This is a genomic window from Parafrankia sp. EAN1pec (assembly GCF_000018005.1).
Classification (GTDB): Bacteria; Actinomycetota; Actinomycetes; order Frankiales; family Frankiaceae; genus Parafrankia; species Parafrankia soli.
The window spans coordinates 8,889,013-8,913,638 of record NC_009921.1 but is presented as its reverse complement, the minus strand read 5'-3'; the positions used below and the strand labels follow the sequence as shown (position 1 = coordinate 8,913,638).

Annotated in this window: 17 protein-coding genes; 8 read left to right on the top strand and 9 right to left on the bottom strand. The window is 72.8% G+C overall.

Annotation, left to right across the window (positions count from 1 at the left end; genetic code table 11):
- Positions 1 to 6 precede the first annotated feature (6 nt).
- Positions 7 to 444: a DUF6112 family protein gene (locus FRANEAN1_RS36440; RefSeq protein ID WP_020464668.1), complete on the bottom strand. Its 438-nt coding sequence runs from the start codon at positions 442 to 444 to the stop codon at positions 7 to 9.
- A complete protein-coding gene (locus FRANEAN1_RS36435) occupies positions 441 to 3,416 on the bottom strand; it encodes a hypothetical protein (RefSeq protein WP_157472931.1) in 2,976 nt (991 codons plus the stop codon). Before FRANEAN1_RS36435 ends, FRANEAN1_RS36440 begins: the two co-directional genes overlap by 4 nt.
- A gap of 540 nt (positions 3,417 to 3,956) precedes the next feature.
- Between FRANEAN1_RS36435 and FRANEAN1_RS36420 the strand changes: the two genes are divergently transcribed.
- The 3 genes from FRANEAN1_RS36420 (at position 3,957) to FRANEAN1_RS36410 (ending at position 6,000) form a co-directional block, all read left to right on the top strand.
- Complete coding sequence (locus FRANEAN1_RS36420; RefSeq protein WP_248829322.1) at positions 3,957 to 4,268, top strand: helix-turn-helix domain-containing protein; 312 nt, start codon at positions 3,957 to 3,959, stop codon at positions 4,266 to 4,268.
- A gap of 74 nt (positions 4,269 to 4,342) precedes the next feature.
- Positions 4,343 to 4,984 (top strand): hypothetical protein, encoded by a 642-nt coding sequence (locus FRANEAN1_RS36415; RefSeq protein ID WP_347176913.1) that lies wholly within the window; start codon positions 4,343 to 4,345, stop codon positions 4,982 to 4,984.
- 26 nt (positions 4,985 to 5,010) lie between these two features.
- Positions 5,011 to 6,000 (top strand): NlpC/P60 family protein, encoded by a 990-nt coding sequence (locus FRANEAN1_RS36410; protein ID WP_020464664.1) that lies wholly within the window; start codon positions 5,011 to 5,013, stop codon positions 5,998 to 6,000.
- Between the two features lie 15 nt (positions 6,001 to 6,015).
- Here FRANEAN1_RS36410 and FRANEAN1_RS42815 read toward each other — a convergent pair whose 3' ends face one another.
- The 4 genes from FRANEAN1_RS42815 to FRANEAN1_RS36395 form a co-directional block, all read right to left on the bottom strand.
- The gene (locus tag FRANEAN1_RS42815; RefSeq protein WP_198145431.1) at positions 6,016 to 6,174 is read right to left on the bottom strand and encodes a hypothetical protein; all 159 of its coding nucleotides are present in this window, start codon (positions 6,172 to 6,174) and stop codon (positions 6,016 to 6,018) included.
- A 460-nt stretch (positions 6,175 to 6,634) separates the two neighbouring features.
- The gene (locus FRANEAN1_RS36405; RefSeq protein ID WP_347176912.1) at positions 6,635 to 8,245 is read right to left on the bottom strand and encodes an FAD-binding oxidoreductase; all 1,611 of its coding nucleotides are present in this window, start codon (positions 8,243 to 8,245) and stop codon (positions 6,635 to 6,637) included.
- 52 nt (positions 8,246 to 8,297) lie between these two features.
- Positions 8,298 to 10,721: a serine/threonine-protein kinase gene (locus FRANEAN1_RS36400; RefSeq protein ID WP_020464662.1), complete on the bottom strand. Its 2,424-nt coding sequence runs from the start codon at positions 10,719 to 10,721 to the stop codon at positions 8,298 to 8,300.
- 59 nt (positions 10,722 to 10,780) lie between these two features.
- Positions 10,781 to 13,459 carry a protein kinase gene (locus FRANEAN1_RS36395; protein ID WP_020464661.1) on the bottom strand — a complete coding sequence of 893 codons (2,679 nt, stop codon included), beginning with the start codon at positions 13,457 to 13,459 and terminating at the stop codon, positions 10,781 to 10,783.
- Positions 13,460 to 13,872: 413 nt separating this feature from the next.
- Between FRANEAN1_RS36395 and pgi the strand changes: the two genes are divergently transcribed.
- From pgi to FRANEAN1_RS36380, 3 genes are all read left to right on the top strand, one after another.
- Positions 13,873 to 15,525, top strand: a complete 1,653-nt coding sequence (pgi, locus tag FRANEAN1_RS36390; protein WP_041255191.1) for a glucose-6-phosphate isomerase — start codon at positions 13,873 to 13,875, stop codon at positions 15,523 to 15,525.
- Positions 15,526 to 15,662: 137 nt separating this feature from the next.
- Complete coding sequence (locus FRANEAN1_RS40230) at positions 15,663 to 16,034, top strand: STAS domain-containing protein (protein WP_347177288.1); 372 nt, start codon at positions 15,663 to 15,665, stop codon at positions 16,032 to 16,034.
- A gap of 521 nt (positions 16,035 to 16,555) precedes the next feature.
- The gene (locus tag FRANEAN1_RS36380) at positions 16,556 to 16,816 is read left to right on the top strand and encodes a hypothetical protein (protein ID WP_347176911.1); all 261 of its coding nucleotides are present in this window, start codon (positions 16,556 to 16,558) and stop codon (positions 16,814 to 16,816) included.
- 33 nt (positions 16,817 to 16,849) lie between these two features.
- Here the strand turns inward: FRANEAN1_RS36380 and FRANEAN1_RS36375 are convergent, their stop codons facing one another.
- Genes FRANEAN1_RS36375 through FRANEAN1_RS36365 form a run of 3 tightly spaced genes read right to left on the bottom strand, consistent with a single transcriptional unit; the run spans position 16,850 to position 21,860 of the window.
- Positions 16,850 to 17,941 (bottom strand): hypothetical protein, encoded by a 1,092-nt coding sequence (locus FRANEAN1_RS36375; RefSeq protein ID WP_085950147.1) that lies wholly within the window; start codon positions 17,939 to 17,941, stop codon positions 16,850 to 16,852.
- A 38-nt stretch (positions 17,942 to 17,979) separates the two neighbouring features.
- A complete protein-coding gene (locus tag FRANEAN1_RS36370; RefSeq protein ID WP_020464656.1) occupies positions 17,980 to 20,583 on the bottom strand; it encodes a right-handed parallel beta-helix repeat-containing protein in 2,604 nt (867 codons plus the stop codon).
- The gene (locus FRANEAN1_RS36365) at positions 20,580 to 21,860 is read right to left on the bottom strand and encodes a glycosyltransferase family 2 protein (protein ID WP_020464655.1); all 1,281 of its coding nucleotides are present in this window, start codon (positions 21,858 to 21,860) and stop codon (positions 20,580 to 20,582) included. Before FRANEAN1_RS36365 ends, FRANEAN1_RS36370 begins: the two co-directional genes overlap by 4 nt.
- A 368-nt stretch (positions 21,861 to 22,228) precedes the next feature.
- On the opposite strand from FRANEAN1_RS36365, the gene FRANEAN1_RS36360 reads away from it, so the two are divergent.
- Together FRANEAN1_RS36360 and FRANEAN1_RS36355 are read left to right on the top strand one after the other, a co-directional pair.
- Positions 22,229 to 23,626 carry a UDP-glucose/GDP-mannose dehydrogenase family protein gene (locus FRANEAN1_RS36360; protein ID WP_020464654.1) on the top strand — a complete coding sequence of 466 codons (1,398 nt, stop codon included), beginning with the start codon at positions 22,229 to 22,231 and terminating at the stop codon, positions 23,624 to 23,626.
- The gene (locus FRANEAN1_RS36355; RefSeq protein ID WP_020464653.1) at positions 23,623 to 24,600 is read left to right on the top strand and encodes a polysaccharide lyase; all 978 of its coding nucleotides are present in this window, start codon (positions 23,623 to 23,625) and stop codon (positions 24,598 to 24,600) included. Before FRANEAN1_RS36360 ends, FRANEAN1_RS36355 begins: the two co-directional genes overlap by 4 nt.
- Positions 24,601 to 24,626: the final 26 nt, after the last annotated feature.

Here is a 24,626-nt window from a genome sequence, read left to right as displayed (position 1 = left end):
AACCGCTTAGAAGCCTGTGGACGGCAGCTCATGGACCACGTCGGGGTCATCGACGACGTCTTCGGCGGGCTGGGGGGTAACGGTCTGGACCACGGCGGGTGGGCGCATGCCGTTCGTATCGTCGGTGCTGTTGGAGGCGGAGGCGCCCGTCGCCAGGAAAAAGTTGACGAAGGCAGCGGCGGCGCCCACCAGGAACGCCAGGCCGAAGCCGGCCAGTACGCCGCTCTTGCCCACCATCGAGGCGCGGTCGAGGCCCATGCGCTCGCCGAGCGCCCACGCGATTCCGCCGAGGAGTACGGCGGCCACGGCAGCGATCACGGCGTAGGCCGCAAGTCCGTTGACCAGGTCTTTCAAGGCGTTGATGCCGGGCGCCTTCGAGTCGTCCGGGTTGACCTCCACGGCCAGAATGGCCGCTGCCGAGGCCGCGGCTGCATCGACGATCATCGTGGTTCCCTTCCTGCGGGCGGTTGGCCGCCCGGACGATCCGGCCCGGACACCCGCGTGGGTGTGCTTCCGTGCCGCAGGTCGCCAAATGATACGCCTGACACCTCTGCGTGATCAGTATCGGCGTTGCGTGGCAACACCAGAGCGGTGCGTATCGGTCGTTCGAACTGCGGTTGAAAGGAGGGATCTTCTCCGCCGGCCGGTGTCCCGACATCAGCGTTGGCGATGCCGGCGAGCGCGTCGACGGTCTCGGCCGCCAGCCGGAGGTAGGACCTCCTGGTCGCCCACCGCAGCCGCGGGATGCGGACCGGGGTCCCCCTGCTCGGGTCGAGCCGCGGGTCGTACGGGACCCGCACGATGCCGTCGACGTGGCGGGCCAGCCGCGCCGTGGCGGTGCGTGTGCGTGGTGACGGGCGGCCGCGGCGGGGCGACACGACGGCCGCGATCACCGCGGGACCCGTCCGCTCGTGCGGCGGGTGGCCAGGGCCCTGGCCTGACGGGATGCGCTCCCGCGCGCTCACGCCGACCTCCGCGAGTGAGCCCTGGGGATCGCGCAGGTCAGCGAGGGTGGCTTCTAGATCGGACGCGGTCGCGAGGGTCACGAGGAGGATCACATCGGCGGCGCGGATCGCTTCCGGGGTCAGCGGTGCGGTCGCGGGGGCGTCCATCAGGATCAGCGGGTACGCGTGACCGAGCGCGCCCAGGGCGGAGCGCAGCACGGCCGGGGTGATCGGCTCGTCGACCGGCACCAGCGCGTTCGTGGTCTCCTCGTCGCCGACCGGGCGGTCGACCGGCAGCACGTCAAGGTCGAAGACGCTGCCGGACCGCCGCGCGCCGACGAGCGAGCGCAGCTCGTCGGGCGTCGCCTTGGCGGTGGAGCGGCGTTGGCGGGCGATGTCCGCAACCGTGGTGGTGCCTCGGCTGCCGACCCGCGCGACCAGGTTGTCGCCCCGCGACTCGTCGATCTCGGCGCTCTCCGACGAGGTGGGCGGCACGAAACCGGGCGTGGCGGCCCCGGGGTAGAGATCGATCGCGAGCACCGGCTCGGCACGCACACCGGCCAGGGTAAGTCCGACGACCCCGGCCAACGTGGTGGTGCCGGAGTAGGGGAACAGGGAGGTCACGGCGATCCGCCACGAGCCCGGCAGGGCCACCGCGGCCCGGTCCGAGAGAGTGATCCGTAGCGGGATCTCCTCCCATGGCTCGAGGTCGTCGAGGTCGGCCCAGGGCTCCTGCCAGGGCCACAGGCCCCGGCCTGGGCCCTGGTCGGTCAGTGCCGGCGCGCGGTCGGCGCCGGTGCCCGGCCTCGGGAGGTGACCGGCGGGAACCAGCTCGGTCGAGGGCCGCGGGAGCACGTCGGACGTCCGCTCGGGTTCCGCGACGCCGTGACCAGCCCAGGCCTCGTCCGTGGACGCGGCCTCGTCGGCGGGCGGCGCTCCGCCTGTTGACGAGCTTCCGGCCGCGGCCGAATCGTCGGTCTCGGTCTCGGTCTCGGTCTCGCCGGCCGCCGCGCCCCGCCGGGTGCGCTCGGCCAGGCCGCTGCCGCCGGCGGGATCGCCGGGCGGGGCCGCCTCGCCCGGCTGGGCGGGCTCCCCGAGGCTGACCGGTTCGCCGGCCTCCTGCCAGGCGTCGACGGCGCCCCACCCGGGAGCACCGGTTGACTCGTCGTTCCCGGCATCCGGCGCCGGGCCCGGCGCCGGATGGGGGGCCCAGGGGTCGTAGTAGGACCCGCTGCCCGGCTGGTCGCCGCCCGGCGAGCGGCTTTCCATCGGGAGACCACCGAACTCCACGGGGAGACCGTCAAGCTCCACGGGGAGACCACCGAGCGACGGATCCACCAGCGGGACGTCGGCCTGCTCGTAGCCCTGCGAGGGCCACGCCGGGGCCGGCGAGCCAGCTGCCTCGCCGGGCGCGAGCGGCTCGGACCGGTCGTACGGCCCTTGCGCGTCGAACGGCCCTGGCCCCATGCCCGGCGTGGGCTCGCCGAACGAGCCGCCGGAGGCGGGATCAGCCGGTGGTGAACCCGCCGCCGGGTGGTCCGCCTGTGGCGATCCCGTGGCCGGGGCGGGCCATGCGGTCGATCCCGTCTCCGGCCCCGCCGGCGGGGGGCTGGCGGCGGGGGTCCTGGGCGCGAGAGCGGACGGGCGCCCGGGACGGCGCGGGCCGGCCGACGTCGGCCGGCGGCTGGGCGGGGGCGCGCTGGTGCCGCCCGATCCGCCGGACCGCCGGACCGGCGCCTCCGGCGCCTCGGGACGCTGAGAACGCGAGGCTGCGGACCCACCCGAGCCGGCGGCCCGGCCGGTTCCACCGGACCGCGCGCCACCGGACCGCATCGCGCCCGAACCACCGGCACTCGAGCTACCGGAACCCGAAGCACCGGAACCCGAAGCACCGGAACCGGGCCCGCCGGCACCTGACCCGCCGGAACCAGGCCGGGCCGTACTACCGGGCGTGCTCGAGCCCGCGTACCCACCCGAGCCGGCTGACGAGCCCGGGCTCCCGGCGGCTCCGGCGCCGCCGGGGGTGCCCGGAGCGGCCGTGGTGCCCGTGGTGCCCGTGCCGGCGGCGGCCGCGGCGGTCGCTGCCGCCGCGGCCGAGGTCGCGGGCGGGAAGCTCGGATCCTTGCGGCCCATCGGCGCCGGCGGCGGGACGGCGCGGGGTGTGGCGGCCCGGCGCAGCATCGGCCGGCGCGGCGGGGCGGAGCCGTCGAGGGAGCCGTCGGGCGAGTCGACCGCCGCCGCGGCGCCCGCGTCGAACCGCCGGGCCTGGTCAGCGGCCCTGGGCGATTCGGGGCGCGGCGAACGGGGCGGCACAGCGCGGCCGCCGCGGGCAGCGTCGCCGGGCGGAACGGGCGTGCCGGGTGGAACAGACGACCTCGGCGGGACGGGCCCGGCTGCCGGCGGCGTGCGCGGCAGGCGCCGCCCCCGGCGCTGCCCGGGCTCGCGCGGCTCCGGGGTGGTGCCACGGGTCATGCCCGTCCGGCCTGATCCCGACATGCCGGACCGGCCTGCGGGGGGCGGGTCGCCGGACACCGCATCCTCTAGATGGAACGCTTGGTCCTGCCACGTTCCGTCACCATCGTCGGTGGCGGAGGCATCGTCAGGACCGCCGCGCCGGCGGTTCCTGCGGCGGGCCGCCCTGGCCGCCGAGCGGTCGTCGCTCTCGCCATCGCGCGCCGGGAGCTCGGCCGCGGACGGCGTAGATGAGGGGATTCGCGCACCTATCAACGAAACAGGCCGCGCGTCCCCTTCCTCGCCGTACGGTGCCTGTGGCACATCGCTCACGCGCCGTCGCCCTCCTGGCAGGTCTGGGCTGATTGCAGGTCTGGGCTAGTTGGTGCCAGTTACGGTTACTTACTGTTACTTGCTCTCGGCTGCGGTCGGATCGATGTAACACGAGCCATTCAAGTATGACAAGCGCCAGTTGGGACTCGCCAGGGCGGGCATTGCGGTGTTAGCCTCCCTCGCCGGTGCGTACCGGCGGACGATCGCCGGCTGAGAAAGGGGCCCTGGGTGGTGCAGGACGGCTTCTCGGTGGCCTCGTCGCGCCCGGCGCGGATGCCCGCGCGGCCTGTCTCCAGGACCGCGGAGCCGATGGCCCCGCCCACCGCGTCGGGCGCTCCACCTGCGACGACGCCCCGCCCACCGCGTCATGCGGACGACGACGACGTGCTGACCGTCGACGAGTTGGTCTCCTGGCTGCGGCTGTCCGAGAGCACCGTGCTCAAGCTCCTGTCGGAGCGCGCGATCCCGGCGCGCAAGGTCGGGCATCAGTGGCGGATCCGCCGCGGCCGGGTTCGTGACTGGTTGGACGGCCACGAGTGAGACCACGCGGGAACGAGAGAGAATCACCGCATCGGCACTTTGGTTGCTCTCGGTCTAGGGCACCCGCGGCCTCCGTGATTTTGATCTCGTCGCTGCTAGTGGTCACGGCCGGGTGCGGGGCGATCGGCGACGCCACCCAACCGCCGCCACCCTCGGCGACCACCGGGCCTCCGCCGGGCGCCAGCCAGGCCCCCGGCCCCCCGCTCGCCACCGCGACGGCCGACCCTCAGGACACGGTCGATCCCACAGACCCGGTCTCCGTGGCGCGGGACTGTTTCACGAAGTGGCAGTCGTTCGACGCGCGGACCGACTCCGGCCCGTCGGCCGGGGTCGAACGCGCCCGTGACTGTCTGACACCGGATTTCGCCGCGGAGCTGAGCGGATCCGGCGCCGGCGCCCCGGCCTCCGGCGAGCCCGGCACCGGCGGTCCGGCCGGCGACCCCCAGACCGGCCCCGCCTGGGACGAGCTGCGTGCCGCCGGCACGCGGTCGACCGTCACGGTGCTTGCCGCGACCCCCGTCGGCGGCGCGGACACGACCGCATCCGGGCAGGTGTCGCTCCTGCTCAACGTGCGCCGGGAGACCGTGACCGGGGACGGGCCGCCCGAGGTCACCGTCTCCACGCCCGCGGTGACGATGCTCGTCGGCACCGACGGCACCTGGCGCCTTGCCGGCGCCGACCTCGCGAACGCCGCCGGCGACGCGCCGGGCCGGTAGCGGCGAGACGGACGGGGGCGGCTGGGATGGCGCTGGGATCGGGCCGGCGGAGAAGCTGGCTGGTCTGGCTGGGCGTCGGCGGCTTCGTGACCGTCGCCGGAGCGTTCCTGCTGATCTCCGTCTTGATCCTGCTGATCGCCGCCCCGTTCCTGGACGACAAGAACATCGGCGGCCGCACGATCGTCAACTCCGAGGGCATCCCGGCGGAGTACGTCCAGATGATCATTGACGCGGCCAACGCGGCGGGGTGCCCCGAGGTCACGCCCTCGTTGCTGGCGGCGCAGCTGCGCCAGGAGTCCGGGTTCAACCCCCGGGCGCAGTCGCCGGTCGGCGCTATGGGCATCGCCCAGTTCATGCCGGGCACCTGGGCCTCGCACGGCACCGGCGACGTGTGGAACCCGGTGGACGCGATCCCGGCGGCGGCGCGCTACGACTGCGCGGTGGCGGCGTCGGTGGCATCCGTCCCGGGGTTGGGGCAGGAGAAGATGCTCGCGGCCTACAACGCCGGGCCGGGCGCCGTGCTCGCCTACGCCGGTGTGCCGCCCTACCCGGAGACGCGCAACTACGTGCGCACCATCCTGGCGCAGGCCCAGGTGTACGGCGACGCCCTCGACACCGGGGAGACGGTCTCCGTCGAGGCGCTGGGCCCGGTGATCGACTTCATGCGCTCCCAGATCGGCAAGCCCTACGTCTGGGGGGCGACCGGACCGGGAGCATGGGACTGCTCGTCGCTCGTCCAGGCCGCTTACCGGACGATCGGCATCTCCCTTCCGCGGGTGACCACTGACCAGCTCGCCTTCGGTCCGCGTGTGTCGGGAGTCGACCCGCAGCCCGGCGACCTGCTGTTCATCCCCGGTTCGGACGGAACGGCTCTGGCGCCGGGCCATGTCGGCATGTACATCGGGAACGGGCAGGTCATCGCGGCGAAGGGAGCACGGTGGGGGGTCGTGCTCTCGGAGCTGTCGGACTGGACGACGGTCGTCGCGGTCACCCGTCCGCTGGCCCGCGACTTCTGACGGGAACGGGGCGGGTCAGACGGCCACGTCGGAGACGAAGTTGCTGAGGCCGTCGGCCACGGAGCCCAGCGCGCCGACCGCGCTGTGGATCACGTCGGCTGCGTCTCCCGGCGAGTTGACCAAGTAGAACAAGACGAAGATGGTCACACCCCACGGCCAGATCAGTTGCTTCATGTGGGTCCTCCCGAGGAGCTGTGGGCAGCCGGCGGCGTCGGCGACCGGTGCCGTTGGTAACCGTCGGTGGTTACCGACAGCACAGGTGTACTGACTTCGAGTAGCGGTCGCAAGAGGAACCGCCGTGCCACGGCGGGGTCCGCGCCGGGCCTACCGGTGGTCCCCCGGTGCCTCGATGCGGCGTCCTCGACGGGGGTGCGGCCTTCGTCCGGCCGCCGCCGGACCCGGCTGGTGTGGGTGGCGCCCGGATGCCGGGAACGCCTGTCGTCGCGCGAACACCGCCATGTGTCGGAAGACACAGAGTGGACAGTGGTTAGACCATCCGTAGCCAGTAGTCGGGCCGGAGGATCAACGGGTGTACTGATCCATGTCGCTCCGGGCAGGTTGACGTCGACTCCCTGCTCGGAGCGACAGCCAGCCGTCCCGTCCGGTTACCTGGAGTAACAATCGCTCGGGTCGATCAGGCGGGAGGGATGCTCTGGGCGAAGCGGAAGACGTTCTCCGGGTCGTAGGCGCTCTTGACCGACCGCAGGCGCGGCAGGTTCGCCCCGTAGTACGCCTCCGCCCAGTTCCTGAGCTCCGGATCGATGTAGTTCTGGTAGGCCGATACCGACACATGGGGCGCCATGGCCGCCACCGTGGCCCGCAGCCACTCGGCGTTGCGGCGGCGCAGGCCGGCGCTGTCCCGCACGTCGTAGCCGGCGATGTACTGCGCGCTGGCCAGCGCGTCGCGGTGCACGAACGCCGTCTCCCCCGCCCCGACCCGGCCGATCGCGCCGCCCCAGGAGTCGAGGATGACCCCGCCGGAGCGCAGACCGGCCTCCCGCTGACGACTCTCGATCGCGCCCAGCAGCGCCTCCGACCCGGCCGCGGACAGCGGCCCGGTGAGGAAGTTCGAGGCGGCGAGCTGGGCGACCCGTTCCAGGGCCCCGCCCGGGCTCCGCCCGGCGAGATGGCACTGCGCGACCGTCCGCCCCGAGCAGCCGGCCTCGATCAGCATCGCCTCCAGCGGGTCCCGCTGGGCGGCGAAGGTGGACGTCGGCGCGCTGCCCACGGCGTCGACCAGCTCCGCCAGCAGTGCCCGGGCCGACGACGGAACCCCGGGCGGTTCGCTGATCACGCCGCTGATCCGGATCGTGGGCGTCCCGGTCCCGTCGGGCGTCGGCGCGGTGGTGATGACACAGGTCGACCACAGTTCGTCCGGTGCGTCCGGGCGCAGGTTCCACTCCTGCCAGGCCGCGACGACGGCGGCGGCCGCCGCCCACGGCCAGCGGTAGGCGAACAGGGTCAGCGGGGTCGCCCGGTGGGTGGCGAAGGTGAAGGACGTGACCACGCCGAAGTTGCCGCCACCGCCGCCGCGCAGCGCCCAGAACAGGTCGGCGTCGCGTTGGCCGTCCACCTGGATGATCTCGCCGGAGGCGAGGACCACCTCGGCGGCGAGCATCCGGTCGCAGGTCAGGCCGTGGCGCCGGCCGACGACCCCGATCCCGCCGCCGAGCGTCAGCCCGGCGATCCCGACCGTTGGGCAGGAGCCGGCCGGTAGCGCGGCGCCCGCTGCCGCGAGCTGGGCGTAGACGTCCACGAGCTGGGCGCCGGCGCCGATCGTCGCGATCCCGGAGCCGGGGGTTCCGGTGCCGCCGGTCGTGCCGCCCATCCCCGACCGGATTCCCGGGTGCACCGCGTTCAGGGTGGAGACGTCGAGGACCAGGCCGCTCGTCGTCGAGTAGCCGCCGTAGCTGTGCCCGCCCGCGCGGGCGGTGAACGGGATGCCAGTGGACCTGGCGAAGGCCACACCGGCGGCCACATCGGTCGGGGAGGCACAGTAGGCGATCGCCCGCGGCCGGATCCGGTCGAAGGCCGGGCCGAAGAGCTGGCTGGCGGTGGGGTACTCGGCGCCGCCGGGCCGGACCAGCCGGCCGGAGAGCCGGTCGGCGAGCCGGCTCCAGTCCCGCTCGGTCGGCTCGCCGTTGTCGTCGCCGCCGCAGCCGGCGAGGCCCGCGGCGAGCCCACCCGTACCGAGCGCCACCAGGCCCACCCCGGCGAGCCGCAGCGCCCCGCGCCGATCGAACATCCTGCCTGTCTCGTCCATCCCCGCCCGGCCCGTAGCACCTCGCCCGGACTGTTTACTCCTCCGCCTGCCGCAGAACGGTCGTCACGGTGTGGTCGAGGGCGATCCGCCGGACGACACCGTAGCTGCCCTCGCTTACGTACACGGCGCCGGACGTGTCGACCGCCAGCCCCGTGGGGGAGGAGATGCGGGTCTCGGTGGCCAGGGCGCCGTCCGCGTCGTCCGCGGTGGACTCGTCGCTGCCGGCGAACGTCGTGATCTTACCGTCCGGAGTGACCATCCGGATCACGTTGTTGTACGTGTCGGCGATGTAGAGCTCGCCTGCCGGGCCGAGGGCCAGGTCCTGCGGGGAGGCGAGCAGCGCGTCGACCGCGGGCCCGTCGTCGCCCTCGTACCCGGACTGCTCCGGCTTGCCGGCGACGAGCGTGATCTTTCCGTCCTTCGTGATCCTGCGGACGGTGTGGGCGCTGCTGTCCGCGACGTAGAGGGTGCCGTCGTCGGCGAGTGCGAGCCCGGACGGCGAGGTGAGGGTGGCGTTCACCGCCGGCCCGCCGTCGCCGGCCGTGCCCGACTCGTCGGCGTTGCCGGCCACCACCGAGATCAGGCCGTCGGTGGTCACCTTGCGGACGCGGTAGCCGGCGGTGAGGTAGAGGGTGCCGTCCTCGGCGGCGACCACCGCCGAGGGACCGGACAGCTTCGCGCCGACGGCGCGGCCCGCTCCGCCGCCGAAGCCGGTGCCCGGCCCCGCGCCGGCGACCGTGGTGATGGTCGTGTCGTCGTTGACGCGGCGGACGCGGCCACCGTCGCTGTCGGCGATGTACACCTCGCCGCCGGGGCCGACCGCGGCCCCGGCCGGCCCGATCAGGTTCGAGGCCACGGCCGGGCCGCCGTCGCCGAGCACGGGGGTGGGGGACGGGGACGGGCTGGCGCTGCCGGTGGCCGTGGCGCTGCCGGTGGCCGTGGCGCTGGGCACGGGAGCGGGCGGGCCGACCCCGGCGATCCGGGTGACCACGCCGTCCGTGCCGAGCCGGAGCACCTGGCCCTGGCCGGACGAGCCGCCGCCGTCGACGACGTAGAGGGAGCCGTCCGGACCGATGTCGATGCCCTCGGTGGTGTAGAGGCCCCTGACCTCCGCGGCGGCGCCGTTCCAGGCAGGGCGGTCGGGATCGTCGCCGGACCCGGAAACCCAGAACCCGATGCCGATCGCCGTGGCGAGGACGGCGAGGGTGGCGACCGAGGCGATCAGCGCCGTCGGGCGCCGCGGGCCGCGCCGGCCGCCGTTCGCGCGCCGCCGTCCGCCACCCGCCCGTCGGCCGTCGGCGCCGACGCCGGCCTGATCGACCGCGGTGGGTGCCAGCGTCGCGTACGGACCGGAGCCGCCCCGGCCACCCGGCCCGGATGACCCACCCGGCCCGGATGGCCAGCCAGGCCCGCCCGGGCCAGACGAGAAGTGGCCCATGGGGCCGGTGGGTGGCGGGCCGCCCCGGCCGGCCTGAGGCCGGCCGAGGTGCGCGGCGAGTTCTCCTGGGGTGGGGGTGGTCCCCTGGGTGTGGCCGGCGGCGGCGAGGATCTCGTCCGGCAGCCGCACCGGCACCTCGCTGGCCGTCAGCCAGCCTGGTCCGAAGACCGTGGTCGCCGCCGTGGCGAGCGCGAGCGCGAAGTCGCGGGCCGTCGGCGGGCGCCACCCCGGCTCCTTGGCGAGCGCCGAGAGAATCACCGCCGCCAGCGGCGGCGGCGCCTCGACCAGCGGCAGCGGGGCCACCGACAGGTGGTGGTGCAGCAGCGCGGGGACGGTCAGCCCCGACGGGAACGGGGTCCGTCCGGCGAGCAGCTCGTAGAGGACGACGCCGAGCGAGTAGAGGTCGGTGCCCGGCCCGAGGCGGCTCCCGGTGATCTGCTCCGGCGCCATGTAACGCGGGGTGCCGACGAGGCCGGTCGTGGTCGCCGCCGTGGTCTCGAGGATCTTGGCGATGCCGAAGTCGGTGACCTTGGGGATGCCGTCCCCGGTGAAGAGGAGATTGTCTGGCTTGATGTCGCGGTGCAGCACGCCCCGGTCGTGCGCGGCGGCCAGCGCGCTCGCCGCGGCCAGCCCGATCGCGCAGACGGCCCGCGGGTCGCGCATGGCCGGGCCGCGGTTCTTCAGGCTGCCGCCGGTGAGCTGCTCCATCACGAGCAGGCACAGGCCGTCGCGCTCGACGTAGTCGTAGATCCGCACGACGTGCGGATGGTCCAGCCCGGCGAGGACACGGGCCTCGGCGAGGAACCGCCCGCGCAGGTCGCCATCACTGCTGCTGTGGCCGTCGCCGTGGCCGCTGTGGCCGTCGCCGCCCGGCTCCAGCAGGACCTTGACGGCGACGTCGCGGTCGATCAGCCGGTGCCGGCCGGCCAGGACGGCACCGAAGCCGCCCCGGCCGAGCTCGCCACCGAGCTCGTAGCCGGTCAGGGCCGCGGCGACGCGGTTGGTGTCGACGAACGTCACGTGACGGCCCCCCGCCGGGCCGCGTGCACTGCTCGCTGTCGGGTCATCTCCGCGCCGCCCTACTGCGCGACCGTCGTGATCGTCCCGTCCGGAGCGATGCGGCGCAGCCGGTTGTTGCCCGAGTCGGCGATGTAGAGCGCGCCGTCGGCGTCCTCGGCGACCGAGCTGGGCTCGTTGAACTGGGCGGCCGTGGCCTGGCCCCCGTCGCCGCCGGAGCCCTCGGCCCCGGTGCCGGCGATCGTGGTGATCGTCCCGTTCGGGTCCACCTTGCGGACCCGGTTGTTCCCGTAGTCGGCGATGTAGATCTCCCCGCCGTTGCCGAGGGACACCGACGGGACGGAGAGCTGGGCCGCGGTGGCGGGGCCGCCGTCGCCGGAGAAGCCCTTCTGCCCGTTGCCCGCAACCGTGGTGACGATCCCGTCCTTGGTGATCTTCTGGATGGTGTTGCTGCCGAGGTTGGCGATGTAGAGCGTTCCGTCGTCGCCCAGCTCGACGTCGTTCGGGCCGTCCAGCTTGGCCGCGGTGGCGGGGCCGCCGTCGCCGGAGTAGCCCTGGAGGCCGGTGCCGGCGATCGTGTTGATGATCCCGTCCGGGGTGATCTTCCGGATGCGGTGGTTGTCGTAGTCGGCGATGTAGATCGAGCCGTCCGGGCCGATGGCGACCTTCTCCGCGCTGTTGATCTGGGCGGCCGTGGCCGGGCCGCCGTCGCCGGAGAAGCCCGCGGTGCCGGTGCCGGCGATCGTGGTGATGATCCCGTCCGGGGTGATCTTCCGGATGCGGTAGTTCTGCGCGTCCGGGATGTAGATGTTGCCGTTCTTGTCCGGCACCGCGGAGCCGGGGCCGTTGAGCTTGGCGGCCGTGGCGGGGCCGTTGTCGCCGCTGTATCCGTCCGCGCCGGTGCCGGCGAGGTCGGAGACCTCCCCGGTCCTGGTGACCTTCTGAATCCGGTCGGACGACAGGCTCGTGATGAACAGCGTGCCCTGCGGGTCGATCGCGACGCTGTACGGGCTGAGGCCCTGCACCGTCACCGGCGTTCCGGTGTAGGCGACACCGGGGACCGGGAGCGTCGACACCTGGTCGCGGCTCGAACCGCTGTCGTCGCTGCTGCCGCCGCCCGACAGGCCCACGATGAGGCCGATGGTCAGCACCACGACCACGGCGGCGGCGACGGCGGCGAGGATCAGCGTCCGGTTGTTGCGGTTCGGGGGTCCCGGCCGGGGGCGGTGGCCGCCCATGGGTGGCCGGGGCGGGACCTGGTGCGCGGGCGGGCGGGGGCCGGAGCCCTGCCAGCCCTGGCCACCGAAGTTCTGGGCGCCGGTGGGTCGCGGGCCGCCCGGCCCCGGCCGGCCCGGGACGGGCTGCCTGGGCTGCCCTGGCTGACCGCCGTAGCCGGGGACGGGCCGCGGCGGCGGCGTGGAGCTGGGCGGGCCCATGGGGCCGGGGGGCCGGGGCGTCGAGGCGGGTGGCGTGAGCGGCATCGGCTGCGGGGTGGCCCCGCCGGGCTGGCCGTAGCCGCGCCAGCCGCCAGGGGGCGTTCCGGGAGTCGGCCCGGGCCGGCCCTGCCCGCCCGGCACACCCTGCCCGGGCATGACCGGCGTGGCGCCGGGGAAGCCCGAGGCGGACGGATGCCCGCCGGTCGGGCGCATCTGCTGGTTGGGCCGGGGCCCGCCGGGCCCGAAGCCGCCGCCGACGGGCTGCTGCGGGCCGGAGCCCGGCACCGGGCCGCGGTAACCGGGCCCGCCCGGCTGCCCGGGCGCGTAACCGGGCCCGCCGGGCCCGCCAGGACCCGGATAGCCGCCCGGGCGCGTGGCGGCCGGGAACCCGCCGGAGTTCCCGGAGGTGGTCGAGCCGCCGATCACGCCGCGGATCTCGTCGTCCACCCGCAGCTTGACGTCCGAGCGCGCCACCCAGTTCGGCCCGTACGCGCCGGCGCCGGCGCGGGCCAGCTCGAGGGCGAACTCGGAGGCGTCGGAGAAGCGGGCGCCCGGGTCCTTGGCCAGGGTCCGCATGATGACCGCCGAGATCGCCGGCGGCACCGTCGTGAGCGGGTCGGGCATCACGGTCAGGTGGTGGTGGGTCAGCGGCTGCACCGCCATCGGACGTCCGAACAGCGGCCGCTCGGCGAACATCTCGTAGAGGACGCCGGCCAGCGCGTACAGGTCGGTGGCGGGGAACAGCCGAGCGCCCATGATCTGCTCGGGCGCCATGTAGCGCGGTGTGCCCAGGATGGCGCTGGCCGTGGTCTCCGCGCCGTCGAAGATCTTCGCGATGCCGAAGTCGGTGACCTTGAGCAGCCCGGCGCCGTCGAACATGATGTTGTCGGGTTTGACGTCGCGGTGCAGCACGCCCTGGCGGTGCGCGGTGGCGAGTGCGGCCGACGCGGCGACGCCGACGGCGCAGATCGTCTCCGGGGAGAGCTTCCCGGCGGTCATCCGCTGCTTGAGGGTGCCGCCGGAGAGCAGCTCCATCACCAGCAGGCAGGTTCCCTCGTGCTCCACGTAGTCGTGGATGCGCACGATGTGCGGATGGTCGAGCTCGGCCAGGACGCGAGCCTCGGAGAGGAAACGGGCGCGCAGGTCGGGGTCGTCGGTCGTGTCAAGGAGGATCTTGATCGCGACCTTGCGGCCGATCAGCCGGTGCTGCCCGGCGAGAACGAGGCCGTAGCCCCCCTTGCCGAGGTCCCCCTCGACTGCGTATCCGGGGAGCGCCGCCTCCACGAGAGATCTGTCGATAAGCAAGGTCGGTTCCGTCCGTCACCGGCTGCCGGGCCGTCACCACGATCACCACGCGGTGGTGACATCCCGAGGGCCACATCGTGCGGGTCGTGCGTGGGCTGTCCCGCGTGTTGTTCGTACTCGTCGCCGCGCTGGATGGCGCTGGTTCCACCTCGGTTCATCGGGCGGGGTTCATCGGGTGGTACATCGGGCGAGACGCGGTCGCGTGGGTGCACCGCGGTCTTTTGGTGTTCTTCGTCGCGTTCTCGGCGATCCTACGGCCTGTTCCCCCACATTCCGCCCCTCGCAGGGACCCGACGGGCGCGTCAGATGCGCGACTGCACCATGCTGGTCGTCGTCGACAGGTGTTCGGCCGTGTGGGCGCGCGGACGGCGCGGCACACGACAGCACTCCTCCGAGGAAGGGCCTCCAACGCCATGGCGAACACCGAGTCCACCGCCCTCGCCGCTGGAACGGTCGTCGACCGGACCCCGGAATGGGCCGCGCTGGCCGCGCACCACGCGGAGATCTCCGGGGTGACCCTGCGGAAGCTCTTCGCCGATGATCCGGGCCGCGCCGATTCGTTCACCGTCGAGGCGGACGGCCTTCGGCTCGACTACTCCAAGAACATCGTCACGGCCCGGACGGTCGAACTGCTGCTCGCGCTGGCGCGTCGCGCCGGCCTCGGCGCGCGCATCGAGGCGATGTTCGGCGGCGAGCGCATCAACGTCACCGAGAACCGGCCGGTGCTGCACGTGGCGCTGCGCACGCCGCTCGGAACCAGCATCCACGTGGACGGCGTCGACGTGGTGCCGGAGGTGCACGCCGTGCTCGACCGGATGTCGGCGTTCTGCGACCGGGTCCGCTCCGGGGTGTGGACGGGGGCGACCGGCGAGCACATCACGACCGTCGTCAACATCGGCATCGGCGGCTCCGACCTGGGGCCCGCGATGGCCTACCAGGCGCTGCGGGACTACTCCGACCGCTCGATCGCCGTCCGGTTCGTCTCGAACGTCGACCCGACGGACATCTGGGAAGCCACCCACGACCTCGATCCGGCCAGGACGCTCTTCATCGTCGCGTCGAAGACGTTCACCACGCTGGAGACGCTCGCGAACGCCCGCGCCGCGCGGGCCTGGCTCACCGCCGCGCTCGGCCAGGACGCCGTCGCGCACCATTTCGTTGCCGTGTCAACGAATGCGGAGAAGGTGGCCGAGTTCGGCATCGACACGGCCAACATGTTCGAGTTCTGGGACTGGGTGGGCGGCCGGTACTCGATGGACTCCGCCATCGGTCTCGCTCTGATGGTCGCGATCGGCCCGCACCACTTCCGGGAGATGCTGGCCGGATTCCACGCGATGGATGTTCATTTCCGGAACACCCCGTTCGAGCGGAACCTGCCGGTTCTGCTCGGCGTGCTCGGGCTGTGGTACCGGGACTTCTTCGGCGCCCAGAGCCACGCCGTGCTCCCCTACAGCCAGTACCTGGACCGCTTCCCGGCGTACCTGCAGCAGCTGGACATGGAGAGTAACGGCAAGTCAGTTGATCTGGCCGGCCGGCCCGTACCGGTGCCGACCGGCCCGGTGGTGTGGGGCACCCCGGGAACCAACGGTCAGCACGCCTACTTCCAGCTCCTGCACCAGGGGACGACGGTCGTCCCGGCCGACTTCATCGGCTTCCTCGCGCCCAACCACCCAGGTGTCGGCGACGTCGACCAGCACGTCCTGCTGATGGCCAACTTCTTCGCTCAGACGGAGGCCCTCGCCTTCGGCAGGACGGCGGAGGAGGTCGCGGCCGAGGGGGTGGACGCCGCCCTCGTCCCGCACCGGACGTTCGCCGGAAACCGTCCGACGAACACCCTGCTGGCGCCGAAGCTGACGCCCTTCGCCCTGGGCCAGCTGGTCGCCCTCTACGAGCACAAGGTGTTCACGCAGGGCGTCGTGTGGGGGGTGAACAGCTACGACCAGTGGGGCGTGGAGCTGGGCAAGGTGCTGGCCGGACGGATCATCCCCGAGCTGGCCGACCCGTCGGCGCCCCCGCGGCACGACAGCTCCACCAACGCGCTGATCAACCTGTTCCGGTCGGTCTGAGCCGCGACCGCCCGGTCCAGTCCGGTTACGGGCTGGGCTGGGCTGGGCGTCGTCAATTAGTCATCGAGGTTTAACGATTCCTTGATCTATGTTACTCTCTGTAATTAACTCACGGGGCGGTGCCCGTGCTGCGACGGATGGAGATCCCGGGGGGCGCACGCATGCGGGTCGACGCGACAGCCACGCGGATGACGGTGCGGCGGACCGGGGACGACGTCGTGATCGAGCTCGGGGGTGAGTTCGACATGGTCGGCAGGCTACGTTTCCGCGAGCAGGTCGGCGAGCTGCTGGGCCGGGGCGGCGGAGTGGTGACGGTGGATGTGGCCGAACTTCGGGCGATCGACATCGCGGGTCTCGCCGCCCTGCTCCGGGCGGATCTCCTGCTTCGTCGCGTCCACGCCGAGCTGCGTATTCGCGCGGCCGCGCCGGCGTTCGCCGAGCTCGTCCGCGAGACCGGGCTCGCCGGCCGGCTTCGCGTCGAGGAGGCCGGCCGCCGCCGCGGCCACTGAACCGCCGTCCGATGAGCGGCCGTCGAAGCCTTCGTTCAAGCCGCCGTGCAGGCCGCTGTTCGGGCCGTCGCCGCCGCCCGGCGTGATCCCCGCCGCCAGCGCGAGCGGCGGGCCCGCCTCGGCGATCGTCCGCGCGGCGCGGCCGGTGACGGTGAGGCTGCGTTCGACCCGGCTCATCATCAACATCCCGGCCATCGCGAAAAGCGGGAAGCCGAGCATGATCAGAATCGCGGGTGATGTCAGGTCCACCAGTGCCCCCAGTGGTCGGGCCGTCGGGGATCCGGATCGGTGTCCCCGCAGGTCCGCTTACCCGAACCGGCGGTCGCCTCACGTGCGGGGGCGGTGCGGATCCGGACTCACCCGAGCCGGGTAATCACCCACCCGGTGCGTCAGGTCGCCAGAGTGTGGGCTATCCGGTGCTGTGCTCCCAGCCCAACTCCTCGTACCCTTCCTTCACCATGTCTGTGCGACGCGCCGATCTCTCCGCCGGCGGGGGAGGTCCGACCGTCAGTACCGAGGACATGCGCGCCCGCCTCGCGATGGTCACCGAGCAGGTGGATTTCGCCCTGGCGGAGGTCGCGTTGCGCGGAGCGGCCTACCGGCGCGCGGCCCAGGACGCCGCCGACTGGCAGTGGCCGCCGGAGTCGCCGCAGAATCTGTCCAGGCCGGTCGTCGCCCGGGCGCTGTTGGCGCAGCTCACGGCGGTCGCCCGGCTCCGTCTGTGGGCGCAGGAGCTCTACTGGCTGCAGGAACAGGTCCGGCTCAGGGCAATGGTGCCCTGAGCCGGACCTGCTGGATCTGGCGCGCGCCCCGCGTCAGGCGGACGAGCAGTCGATGTTGGACGGCCCCGACGACGCCCCGCTGACCTGGTTGTCGCAGCTGACGATGTTCTGGGTGTCGGCACCCTCGTGGATGTAGATGCCGTAGCCCTTGGCGTTCACCGGGAGCCGGTTGCGGCGGAAGGTGTTCTGCCGGCCCCAGTTCTCCTGCTCGACGTGGGTCTGGAAACCGTCCTCCAGAGTGCCGCCGCCGATGCCGGTGTTGTCCTCGATCAGCCAGCCGTTGCCCTTGATGTCAATCCACGAGTCGGCCTCGGCGAGGGAGTCCGACGACAGGGTGTTCCCGCGGATCACCCCGCCGCTCGTGCCCTCCTTGATGTCGATGTTCTCCGAGGTCGTGCCGGCGATGTCGTTGCCGATGACCGAGTTGCGGTCGCTGCGGTCGGGCCCGCAGTCGGTGTACTTGCACCAGTTGCTGTGCGCGCTCCCGACGTAGACGCCCTCGCCGAACTTCTCCCGCCGGTTTCCGGTGTCGCGGATGACGTTGCCGACGACCAGGTTGTCCGAGCTCGCCGTGCGCAGGTGGATCGCCTCGTCGCCGATCGTGTTCACCTGCAGCTGGGCGATGATCGAGTGCTGGACGCGGTCCGCCATCACGCCCTTCTGACCGTTGCGCACGGTGAAGCCGACCACCCGTACCCAGGACGCGCCGTCCAGGTGCAGCACGTAGTCCGTGTCGTCCTCGCCGTCGAGGACGGCCTTGGGTGAGCCGCACAGCCAGATCGGTGCGGCCTCGGTGCCCGAGGCGGCCAGCTTGTAGCCCCCGGTGTAGACGCCGTCGGTCATCCGGATGATCGCGCCCGGCTTCGCCGCGGACAGGGCGCTGCGCAGGTCACCGCCGTTGTTGACGGTGGTCCCGCCGGCGGGGCACTCCACCGGCCGCTCCGCGGCGACGGGCGCCGCCGTCGCGAACGGGTCGGTGGCCGCGGTCGCCGGGGCGCTGGACGGGGCGGCCGTCCCGGTGCCGGTGGACGGCGTGGCGCTGGGCTGCGGGCCTGCCCCGCCGCCGGAGCCGCAGGCGGTCAGGGCGACCGACGCCGCCGCGAGCGTGCCTGCCGTCAGCAGCACCGCGGCTCGTCGCCGGGATCGTCCCGGCGAGATGGTCCTCACCTGCTGTTTCCCCCTTTGGGACGGCGGCGGCGGCGACCTGGCGCCGTGCCCACCGGATCGATGATCTCGAGGTTCTCGTCGCCGTCCGGACCGGGCTTGGACATCGCCGGCTGGGCGCCGTGATCCGCCATCGGCTGGCGGGTGTCCGGGATCGGGGCACTGGTGATCCGCCCGTCCGACCACTGGCCGTCCGACCACTGGCCGTCCGGGCCCTGGTCGCCGGACCAGTAGGGGTCCGGCTCCGGCGTCTGCTCCCATTCGGCGCGCGGCCACTGGGCGGGACCGGCGAGGTGGTCGGCGCCGTCGAACGGCCGTGTCGTGATCTCGGTCGTGACCTCTCCCGCCGACATGTCTGGTCCGACCGACAGGTCCCGAGGGGTGCGGTAGAAACGCAGGCCGCGCAGGGTCGGGTGGGCGTCCTCACTGATCGGCGCGGCGGCCGGAGTCAGTGTCGCGGCCGGCGACAGAGCGGCGCCGGCGTCGTCGGTGCCACTGCGGTCGCCGTCAAGGTCGCCGGTACCGGAGTGACCGGTACCGGAGCCACCCGTACGGAGCGCGGCCGTATCGTCGGAGCCGGCTGTCGCGGACCGTGACCGCTTCGCCGGGGATCGACCCGGCTCCGCCGCGCCGGCGCGGCGGCGGGAGCCAGACCTGGCCCGACCGCCGGGGGCTGGCTGGACGTCCAGCGCACCCCCCGCCGGGCTCGCCGCGGTGAGCACGGGTGCCGCGGGGGCCAGGACGCCCGTGTCAGCCCTGGCCGGGGCCGGCCGCACTCGGCCCGGCGTGGGGTAGCGCTCCGCGGGCACCCGGGGAAGTGCGGTGCCCGCGGGCGAATGGGCCGCCGAGGACTCCGTCCGCTGGTCGGGGATGCCGGAGAAGGCGGGATCGGGGCGCATCGTGCCCCCGGTCAGGCGGCGGACCAGCAGCTCGGACTCGGGGTAGGGGTGCTGCGGCGGACGGCGCCGGGCCCGCCGCCGCGCCCACCAGCCGGCGAGCGGGAACAGCGCCACCAGGCCCCACACGATGAGGGCGGGATGGCGGCGAAGCAGCGTGTACCAGTGCTTCGGCGCGCGTGACACCCAGGCATCGGAGTTGTTGCTGTGCACGTCGCGTGAGCGGATCCCCAGCGCCTTGCGGGTGTCGACCGCGCGCCAGCCCTCGCCGGCGAGGGTGTTGTGCTGGATCGTGCTGCCGTCCGAGACGCCACGCAGCGTGATGGCGAAGTCGGTGGCGCCGCTCACCTGGTTGCGGCTGATGATGGTGGTGAGAGCGTCCTGGGTGAGCATGCCGAGGCGGCCGTCGGCGAGCTTGTTGTCGACGATGGCGGTGCGGCGGGCGTCCGGGCCGATCTGGATGCCGGCCTCCTCCGCCCCCGTCACCTTGTTCCCTGTGATCTGGGTGCCGTTGGCGCCGCTCTTGACGACGATGCCGAGCTGGCCGCCGCTGATCGTGTTCGTGCGGACGACGGTGTTCTCGCCGCCGACGACCCGGATGCCGTACCGGCCGTTGCCGGAGACGGTGTTCTCCTCGATCAGGGTGTCCTTGATCTGGTTGACCTGGACTCCGGTCGCGGTGGCGACCACGCCGAGGCCACGGCCGTCCAGCGAGATGCCGTCGCCGCTGTTGTCACTCACGGTGCTGCGCATCACCCGGGAGCCCGAGGCACGGTCGATGGTCATGCCGTCGCCGTGGTTGCGGGCCGCCGTCACCCCGGACACGAGCGTGGTGATGGCGTCCCGGTGCACGGCCAGGCCGGAGCGCTCGTTGTCGGTGAGGCGCACACCGACCATCTGGATGCCCTCGCTGCCGGAGACGTACGCGCCGTAGATGTTGTCGCTCAGGGTCGAGTTCGCCGCGCCGCCCGTGCTCGGCTCGCCCTTGCTTCCCGTCCAGGCCACGCCGCCGGTCCGGCCGTTCCAGAAGCCAAGGTGGTTGGCGCTGGTGTTGCGCATGATCAGCTCGCCGCCCATGGTGCGGATGTAGGCGCGGCCGTCCACGGTGAGCTTGTCCGGCTCGAGGTTCTGAACGTCCCATCCGACGACGGTCAGCGGCTGCTCCGGGGACCGCCCGGCGAACTCCAGCCCGCCGCGCCAGGTGGCGACCGAGGCGAACCCGGACGCGCCGCTGGCCAGGCGCAACGTGGTCACGCTGGGATCGATCACGAGCCGGGCCTGCGGGCCTACCAGCACGTTCGCGGTGAACAGCACGGCGCCGTCCACCTCGCGGCGCCCGCCGCCGGCCGCGACGACGTCCCCCGCGGTGTAGGGGGCCTGGCGCGCCGGCAGCAGCAGGGTGGGCAGGCTGCCCGCGACCTCGACGAGCGTCGGCGCGGTCAGCACCCCGAAACGTTCGAACATCGAGCGCAGCCGGATGTCCTCGGCGTCGACGAGGTTCGACTGCTTCTTCGCGTCCGCCGAGCTGACCGGGGGCAGCGGCGCCACCGGTTGGGCGTGCGCGGGGACGGCCGTCAGCAGGCCACCGCCCCCGATCGCGGCCGCCGCGAGGGTGGTCAGCGCCGCCCGCCGTATCCAGGACGGGACCCGCGCGGTGACCGGCCGGCCGGCCGGGAACGGCGATCCGGCCAGGTGCGGGGCCCTCATCGGGTACCACCCATCGCGGTCGCTGTCGCCGGGCGGGGGCTCGCGGCCGGGCTGGTTCGCGTAGAGGCGTCGGTCTGGCCCTCCCCGCCGATGAGGTCGGAGCGCCGGGTCAGCCAGCCCTGCTTGTTCATCGACACGAACGCCCAGGTCTTGATGGGCAGCGCGACGACGATGATCATCAACACTGTGAGCGGGAGGATGAAGATGTCCCGCGGGTGCTCCTTGAGGTGGGAGAGCCCGCGGATGAACCGCCCGAGCAGCAGCCAGGCGATCGCGATGATCGGGGCGTTCGCCTCCGGCCGGAACATCCACAGCACGAAGTAGGTCATCGCGACACCCATGGTCAGCGGGGTGAGCACGATCTGCAGCACGCTGACCTGGGTGATCAGTGGCTGCCGCCACAGCCAGCCTTTGTAGATGGCGGTCAGGTAGGTCCGGTAGGAGTTCCGGCTCCAGCGCACCCGCTGCTTGATGAAGGCCCGCAGGTTGTCGGGGAACATCGACATCGCGTGCGCCGTGTGCTGGTGCATGGTCTTGTAGCCGGACGCGAGCACCAGCCAGGTCAGCCGGCCGTCGTCACCGGCGATGCACCGCCGGCCGAGGAAGAACTCGTGCTCCAGGTTGTGCAGCACGGGCAGGATCGCCGAGCGCCGGTAGGCCGCCGTGCGCCCGGACAGGCAGGCGACGGCGCCGACCCGGCCCTGCGCCGGCACGTAGTCGAGGTAGCGGATGTCGACGAGCCAGTTCGCGACCCGCCGCCACACGCTGCTGCGCGGCTCGTAGACGTTCTGCCGGGTTCCCACCCCGCCGACCTGCGGGTCGACGAACGGCATCTGCACCGCGGCGAGCAGCCCCGGCTCCCAAGCGGTGTCGGAGTCGCAGAGCACGACGATGTCCCTGGTCGCCGCGGACAGGCCGACCCCCAGCGCCGAACGCTTGCCCTCGTGGACGAACGGGATCACGCGGACCGTCGGGTCGGCGCGCTGGGCGAGCCTCGCTATGAGCTCGGTGTCCTCCACATCCGGGATGATGATGATCTCGTCCGGCTGCTGGGAGAGCCAGGTCTCCAGGCACCGGATGAGGACGTCGGGGTCTTCCCGGAACGATGGAACGATCACCGAGGTACTGGCTCGGAAGTTGTTCCGGACGGGGCGGTACCGGGTGGAGAGCAGGCGGCGAGTGAGCCACACCACCCAGGAGACAACGCCCGCGATCCCGAGCGGGACCAGAGAACGATGATCGCGAACGAAATCGAACGCGACGCCGAACCACTCCATCTTGTGTGTTGCCCCCCCAGCTGCAGGCCACCGAGAACGCCAGAGTCATGGGGAAGCGTGTTGGGACGTGTACGAACCATCCGGCGCGCCAGCCGGATGGCTCAGGTCCCCACCGCACCCCCGCCGGTGGTCGCTGATGTCTATCCATTGATAGACGAAGCAGACATTAGCAGTGGTCGGGACAGGGCGTAACTGATCACCGTACCCGGGCTCCGGCAACGGCAAACCATCGACGTTAGGTAGTCAACCGGCTACCTGTCGCGGCGTCCGCCTCGCCCCGGCACCCCGCCTCATCTCCCGGAAACACGAGCGGTCCACAATGCGCTCCGCGGCCTTGCAGCCCGACGTTGAGTGGGGGGATACACACAATGAGCACACCAGAAGCGGGGAGCCCGCTCCGGATCAGCGTTATAGGCACCGGATATCTCGGGGCCACACACGCGATCTGCATGAGCGAGCTCGGTTTCGACGTTGTCGGCGTCGACGTCGACCAGGACAAGGTGCGCCGGCTCGCCGACGGCGAGGTGCCCTTCTTCGAGCCGGGCCTCGAGGAGCTCCTGCGCAAGAACCTCGAGACCGGCCGGCTGGCCTTCACGACCTCCTTCGCCGACGCGGCGAACGCGGACGTGCATTTCCTGTGCGTGGGCACCCCGCAGCGCGCGGACTCGGGCGCGGCCGACATGAGCTACGTCGACGGCGCCGTCGAGCGGCTCCTCGCCGCCCAACCGAAGGCCGGATCCCTGCTGGTGGGCAAGTCGACCGTCCCGGCGGGGACGGCCGTGCGCCTCGCCGACTGGCTCGCCCGGGAGGCACCCGAGGTCGACCTCGCGTGGAACCCGGAGTTCCTGCGGGAGGGCTTCGCGGTCGAGGACACCCTGCGCCCGGACCGGCTGGTCTTCGGCCTGCCCGCCGACGACGAGTGGTACGGCGTGGCCGACCGCACCGACCAGGGCGACCACACCGGGCGCCGGGTCCGGGTCGAGGCCAGGCTGCGGGAGGTGTACGCGACCGCGCTGGCCGCCGGCACGCCGGCGGTCGTCGCCGACTTCGCCACCGCCGAGCTGGTCAAGGTGGCGGCGAACGCGTTCCTCGCCACGAAGATCTCCTTCATCAACGCGATGTCCGAGGTCTGCGAGGTGGCGGGCGCCGACGTCAAGACCCTGGCCTCGGCCCTCGCCTACGACACCCGGATCGGCGGGCGGTTCCTCGGCGCGGGCCTCGGCTTCGGTGGCGGCTGCCTGCCCAAGGACATCCGCGCCTTCCAGGCACGCGCCGAGGAGATGGGCGCCGGCCCGGCGCTCGGCTTCCTGAGCGAGGTCGACCGCGTCAACCTGCGCCGCCGCAGCCGGACGGTGGAGCTGGCCATCCACCTGCTCGGCGGCGGCGCGGCCGGGCGGCGGGTCGCCGTGCTCGGGGCCGCGTTCAAGCCGAACAGCGACGACATCCGCGACTCACCGGCGCTCGACGTCGCCGACGCGCTGCGCAAGGCGGGTGCCCGCGTGACGGTCTACGACCCCGCGGCCATGGCGAACGCCGCCCGCAAGTTCCCCGACCTGCGCTACGCCTCGGGCGTCTCCGAGGCGGTCACCGACGCCGACGTCGTGCTGCATCTCACCGAGTGGGCCGACTTCCGCGAGATCGAGCCGTCGCTGCTGACGTCGCTGGTGCGTCGCCCGGTCATCATCGACGGCCGCAACACCCTCGACCCGCAGCGGTGGCGTGCCGCCGGCTGGATCTACCACGCGCTCGGCCGCCCCAACGTATGAGCGGTCCGGGCAGGCCGGGGGAGGCCGGTCCGGACCGGCGCGGCTGGACGAGGCGGGCCCTGCTCGCCTCGTCCCTCGGCGCGTTCGCGCTGGCGGGGACCGGCTGTGGCCTGGTCTCCGACGACCAGCCGTTCGACCCGGCCAGTGAGATCCTGCCACCGGACACGGCGGCGCCCGTCGCTGCGCCCGCGACCACCGCCGCCGCGCGGCGCACCCTCGCGGACCCGGCCGCGGCGAAGGAGTTCTTCGGCAAGGACCTGGTGGCCCGGAGCCGGTCGAGCTTCGGGCTGGACCGGGCGGAGATCATGGCATCGGACGATCCGCGCTTCCCGAAATTCCTGCGAATCTCACTTCCGGTTGACGCGATGAACCCCGCGGACGCCAGAATCTACGGCGACGGGCCCACGTACGGCGGGACGCAGGCCTTCGTCGATCACACCCTCAGATCACCCTACGAGCTGTACATGCGTTACTACCTGCGGTTCCCGGAGGGGTTCGCCTTTGGTAAGGGCGGTCGCCTGCCGGGATTCTTCGGCACCATCGTCAAGAACCGTCAGCGCACGGAAACGTTGCGAAGCGGATTGGCGACCCGTTTTGCGTGGCGAGACGGTGACGAAGGAATCGTCTATGCGAACACCGCGCGCACCGATCACCCGATCAATGTGATCGGCAAAGGCGCGTGGCACTGGCCGGCCGGCCGCTGGATCTGCGTGGAGCAGGGCGTCAAGCTCAACTTCGAAGGCTTCGCGGACGGCGTCCTGCTCGTCTGGCTGGACGGTCAGCTCGTCCACAAGGAGCAGAGCTTCAACCCGAGGATCTCCAACGACCTGCGCATCGGTGGGATTCTCGTCACAGCGACCTTCGGTGACGGCGGGACCTCGTTCGCGCCGACCTCGCCGCAGACCATCGACCTGGCCGGGTTCACCTATGGCACCGTGCGGCTCAACCCGCTCCCGAAACCCGAGGCGACCTGAGCCGGCTCCAGACCTGAGCCGGTCCG

Coding starts and splice junctions, on each gene's coding strand:
- pgi (WP_041255191.1), top strand. CDS start 13,873: ATGGCGAACACCGAGTCCACCGCCCTCGCCGCTGGAACGGTCGTCGAC.
- FRANEAN1_RS36435 (WP_157472931.1), bottom strand. CDS start 3,416: ATGACCCGTGGCACCACCCCGGAGCCGCGCGAGCCCGGGCAGCGCCGG.
- FRANEAN1_RS36410 (WP_020464664.1), top strand. CDS start 5,011: ATGGCGCTGGGATCGGGCCGGCGGAGAAGCTGGCTGGTCTGGCTGGGC.
- FRANEAN1_RS36405 (WP_347176912.1), bottom strand. CDS start 8,245: ATGTTCGATCGGCGCGGGGCGCTGCGGCTCGCCGGGGTGGGCCTGGTG.
- FRANEAN1_RS36360 (WP_020464654.1), top strand. CDS start 22,229: ATGAGCACACCAGAAGCGGGGAGCCCGCTCCGGATCAGCGTTATAGGC.
- FRANEAN1_RS36370 (WP_020464656.1), bottom strand. CDS start 20,583: ATGAGGGCCCCGCACCTGGCCGGATCGCCGTTCCCGGCCGGCCGGCCG.
- FRANEAN1_RS36440 (WP_020464668.1), bottom strand. CDS start 444: ATGATCGTCGATGCAGCCGCGGCCTCGGCAGCGGCCATTCTGGCCGTG.
- FRANEAN1_RS42815 (WP_198145431.1), bottom strand. CDS start 6,174: ATGAAGCAACTGATCTGGCCGTGGGGTGTGACCATCTTCGTCTTGTTC.
- FRANEAN1_RS36355 (WP_020464653.1), top strand. CDS start 23,623: ATGAGCGGTCCGGGCAGGCCGGGGGAGGCCGGTCCGGACCGGCGCGGC.
- FRANEAN1_RS36365 (WP_020464655.1), bottom strand. CDS start 21,860: ATGGAGTGGTTCGGCGTCGCGTTCGATTTCGTTCGCGATCATCGTTCT.
- FRANEAN1_RS40230 (WP_347177288.1), top strand. CDS start 15,663: ATGGAGATCCCGGGGGGCGCACGCATGCGGGTCGACGCGACAGCCACG.
- FRANEAN1_RS36380 (WP_347176911.1), top strand. CDS start 16,556: ATGCGCGCCCGCCTCGCGATGGTCACCGAGCAGGTGGATTTCGCCCTG.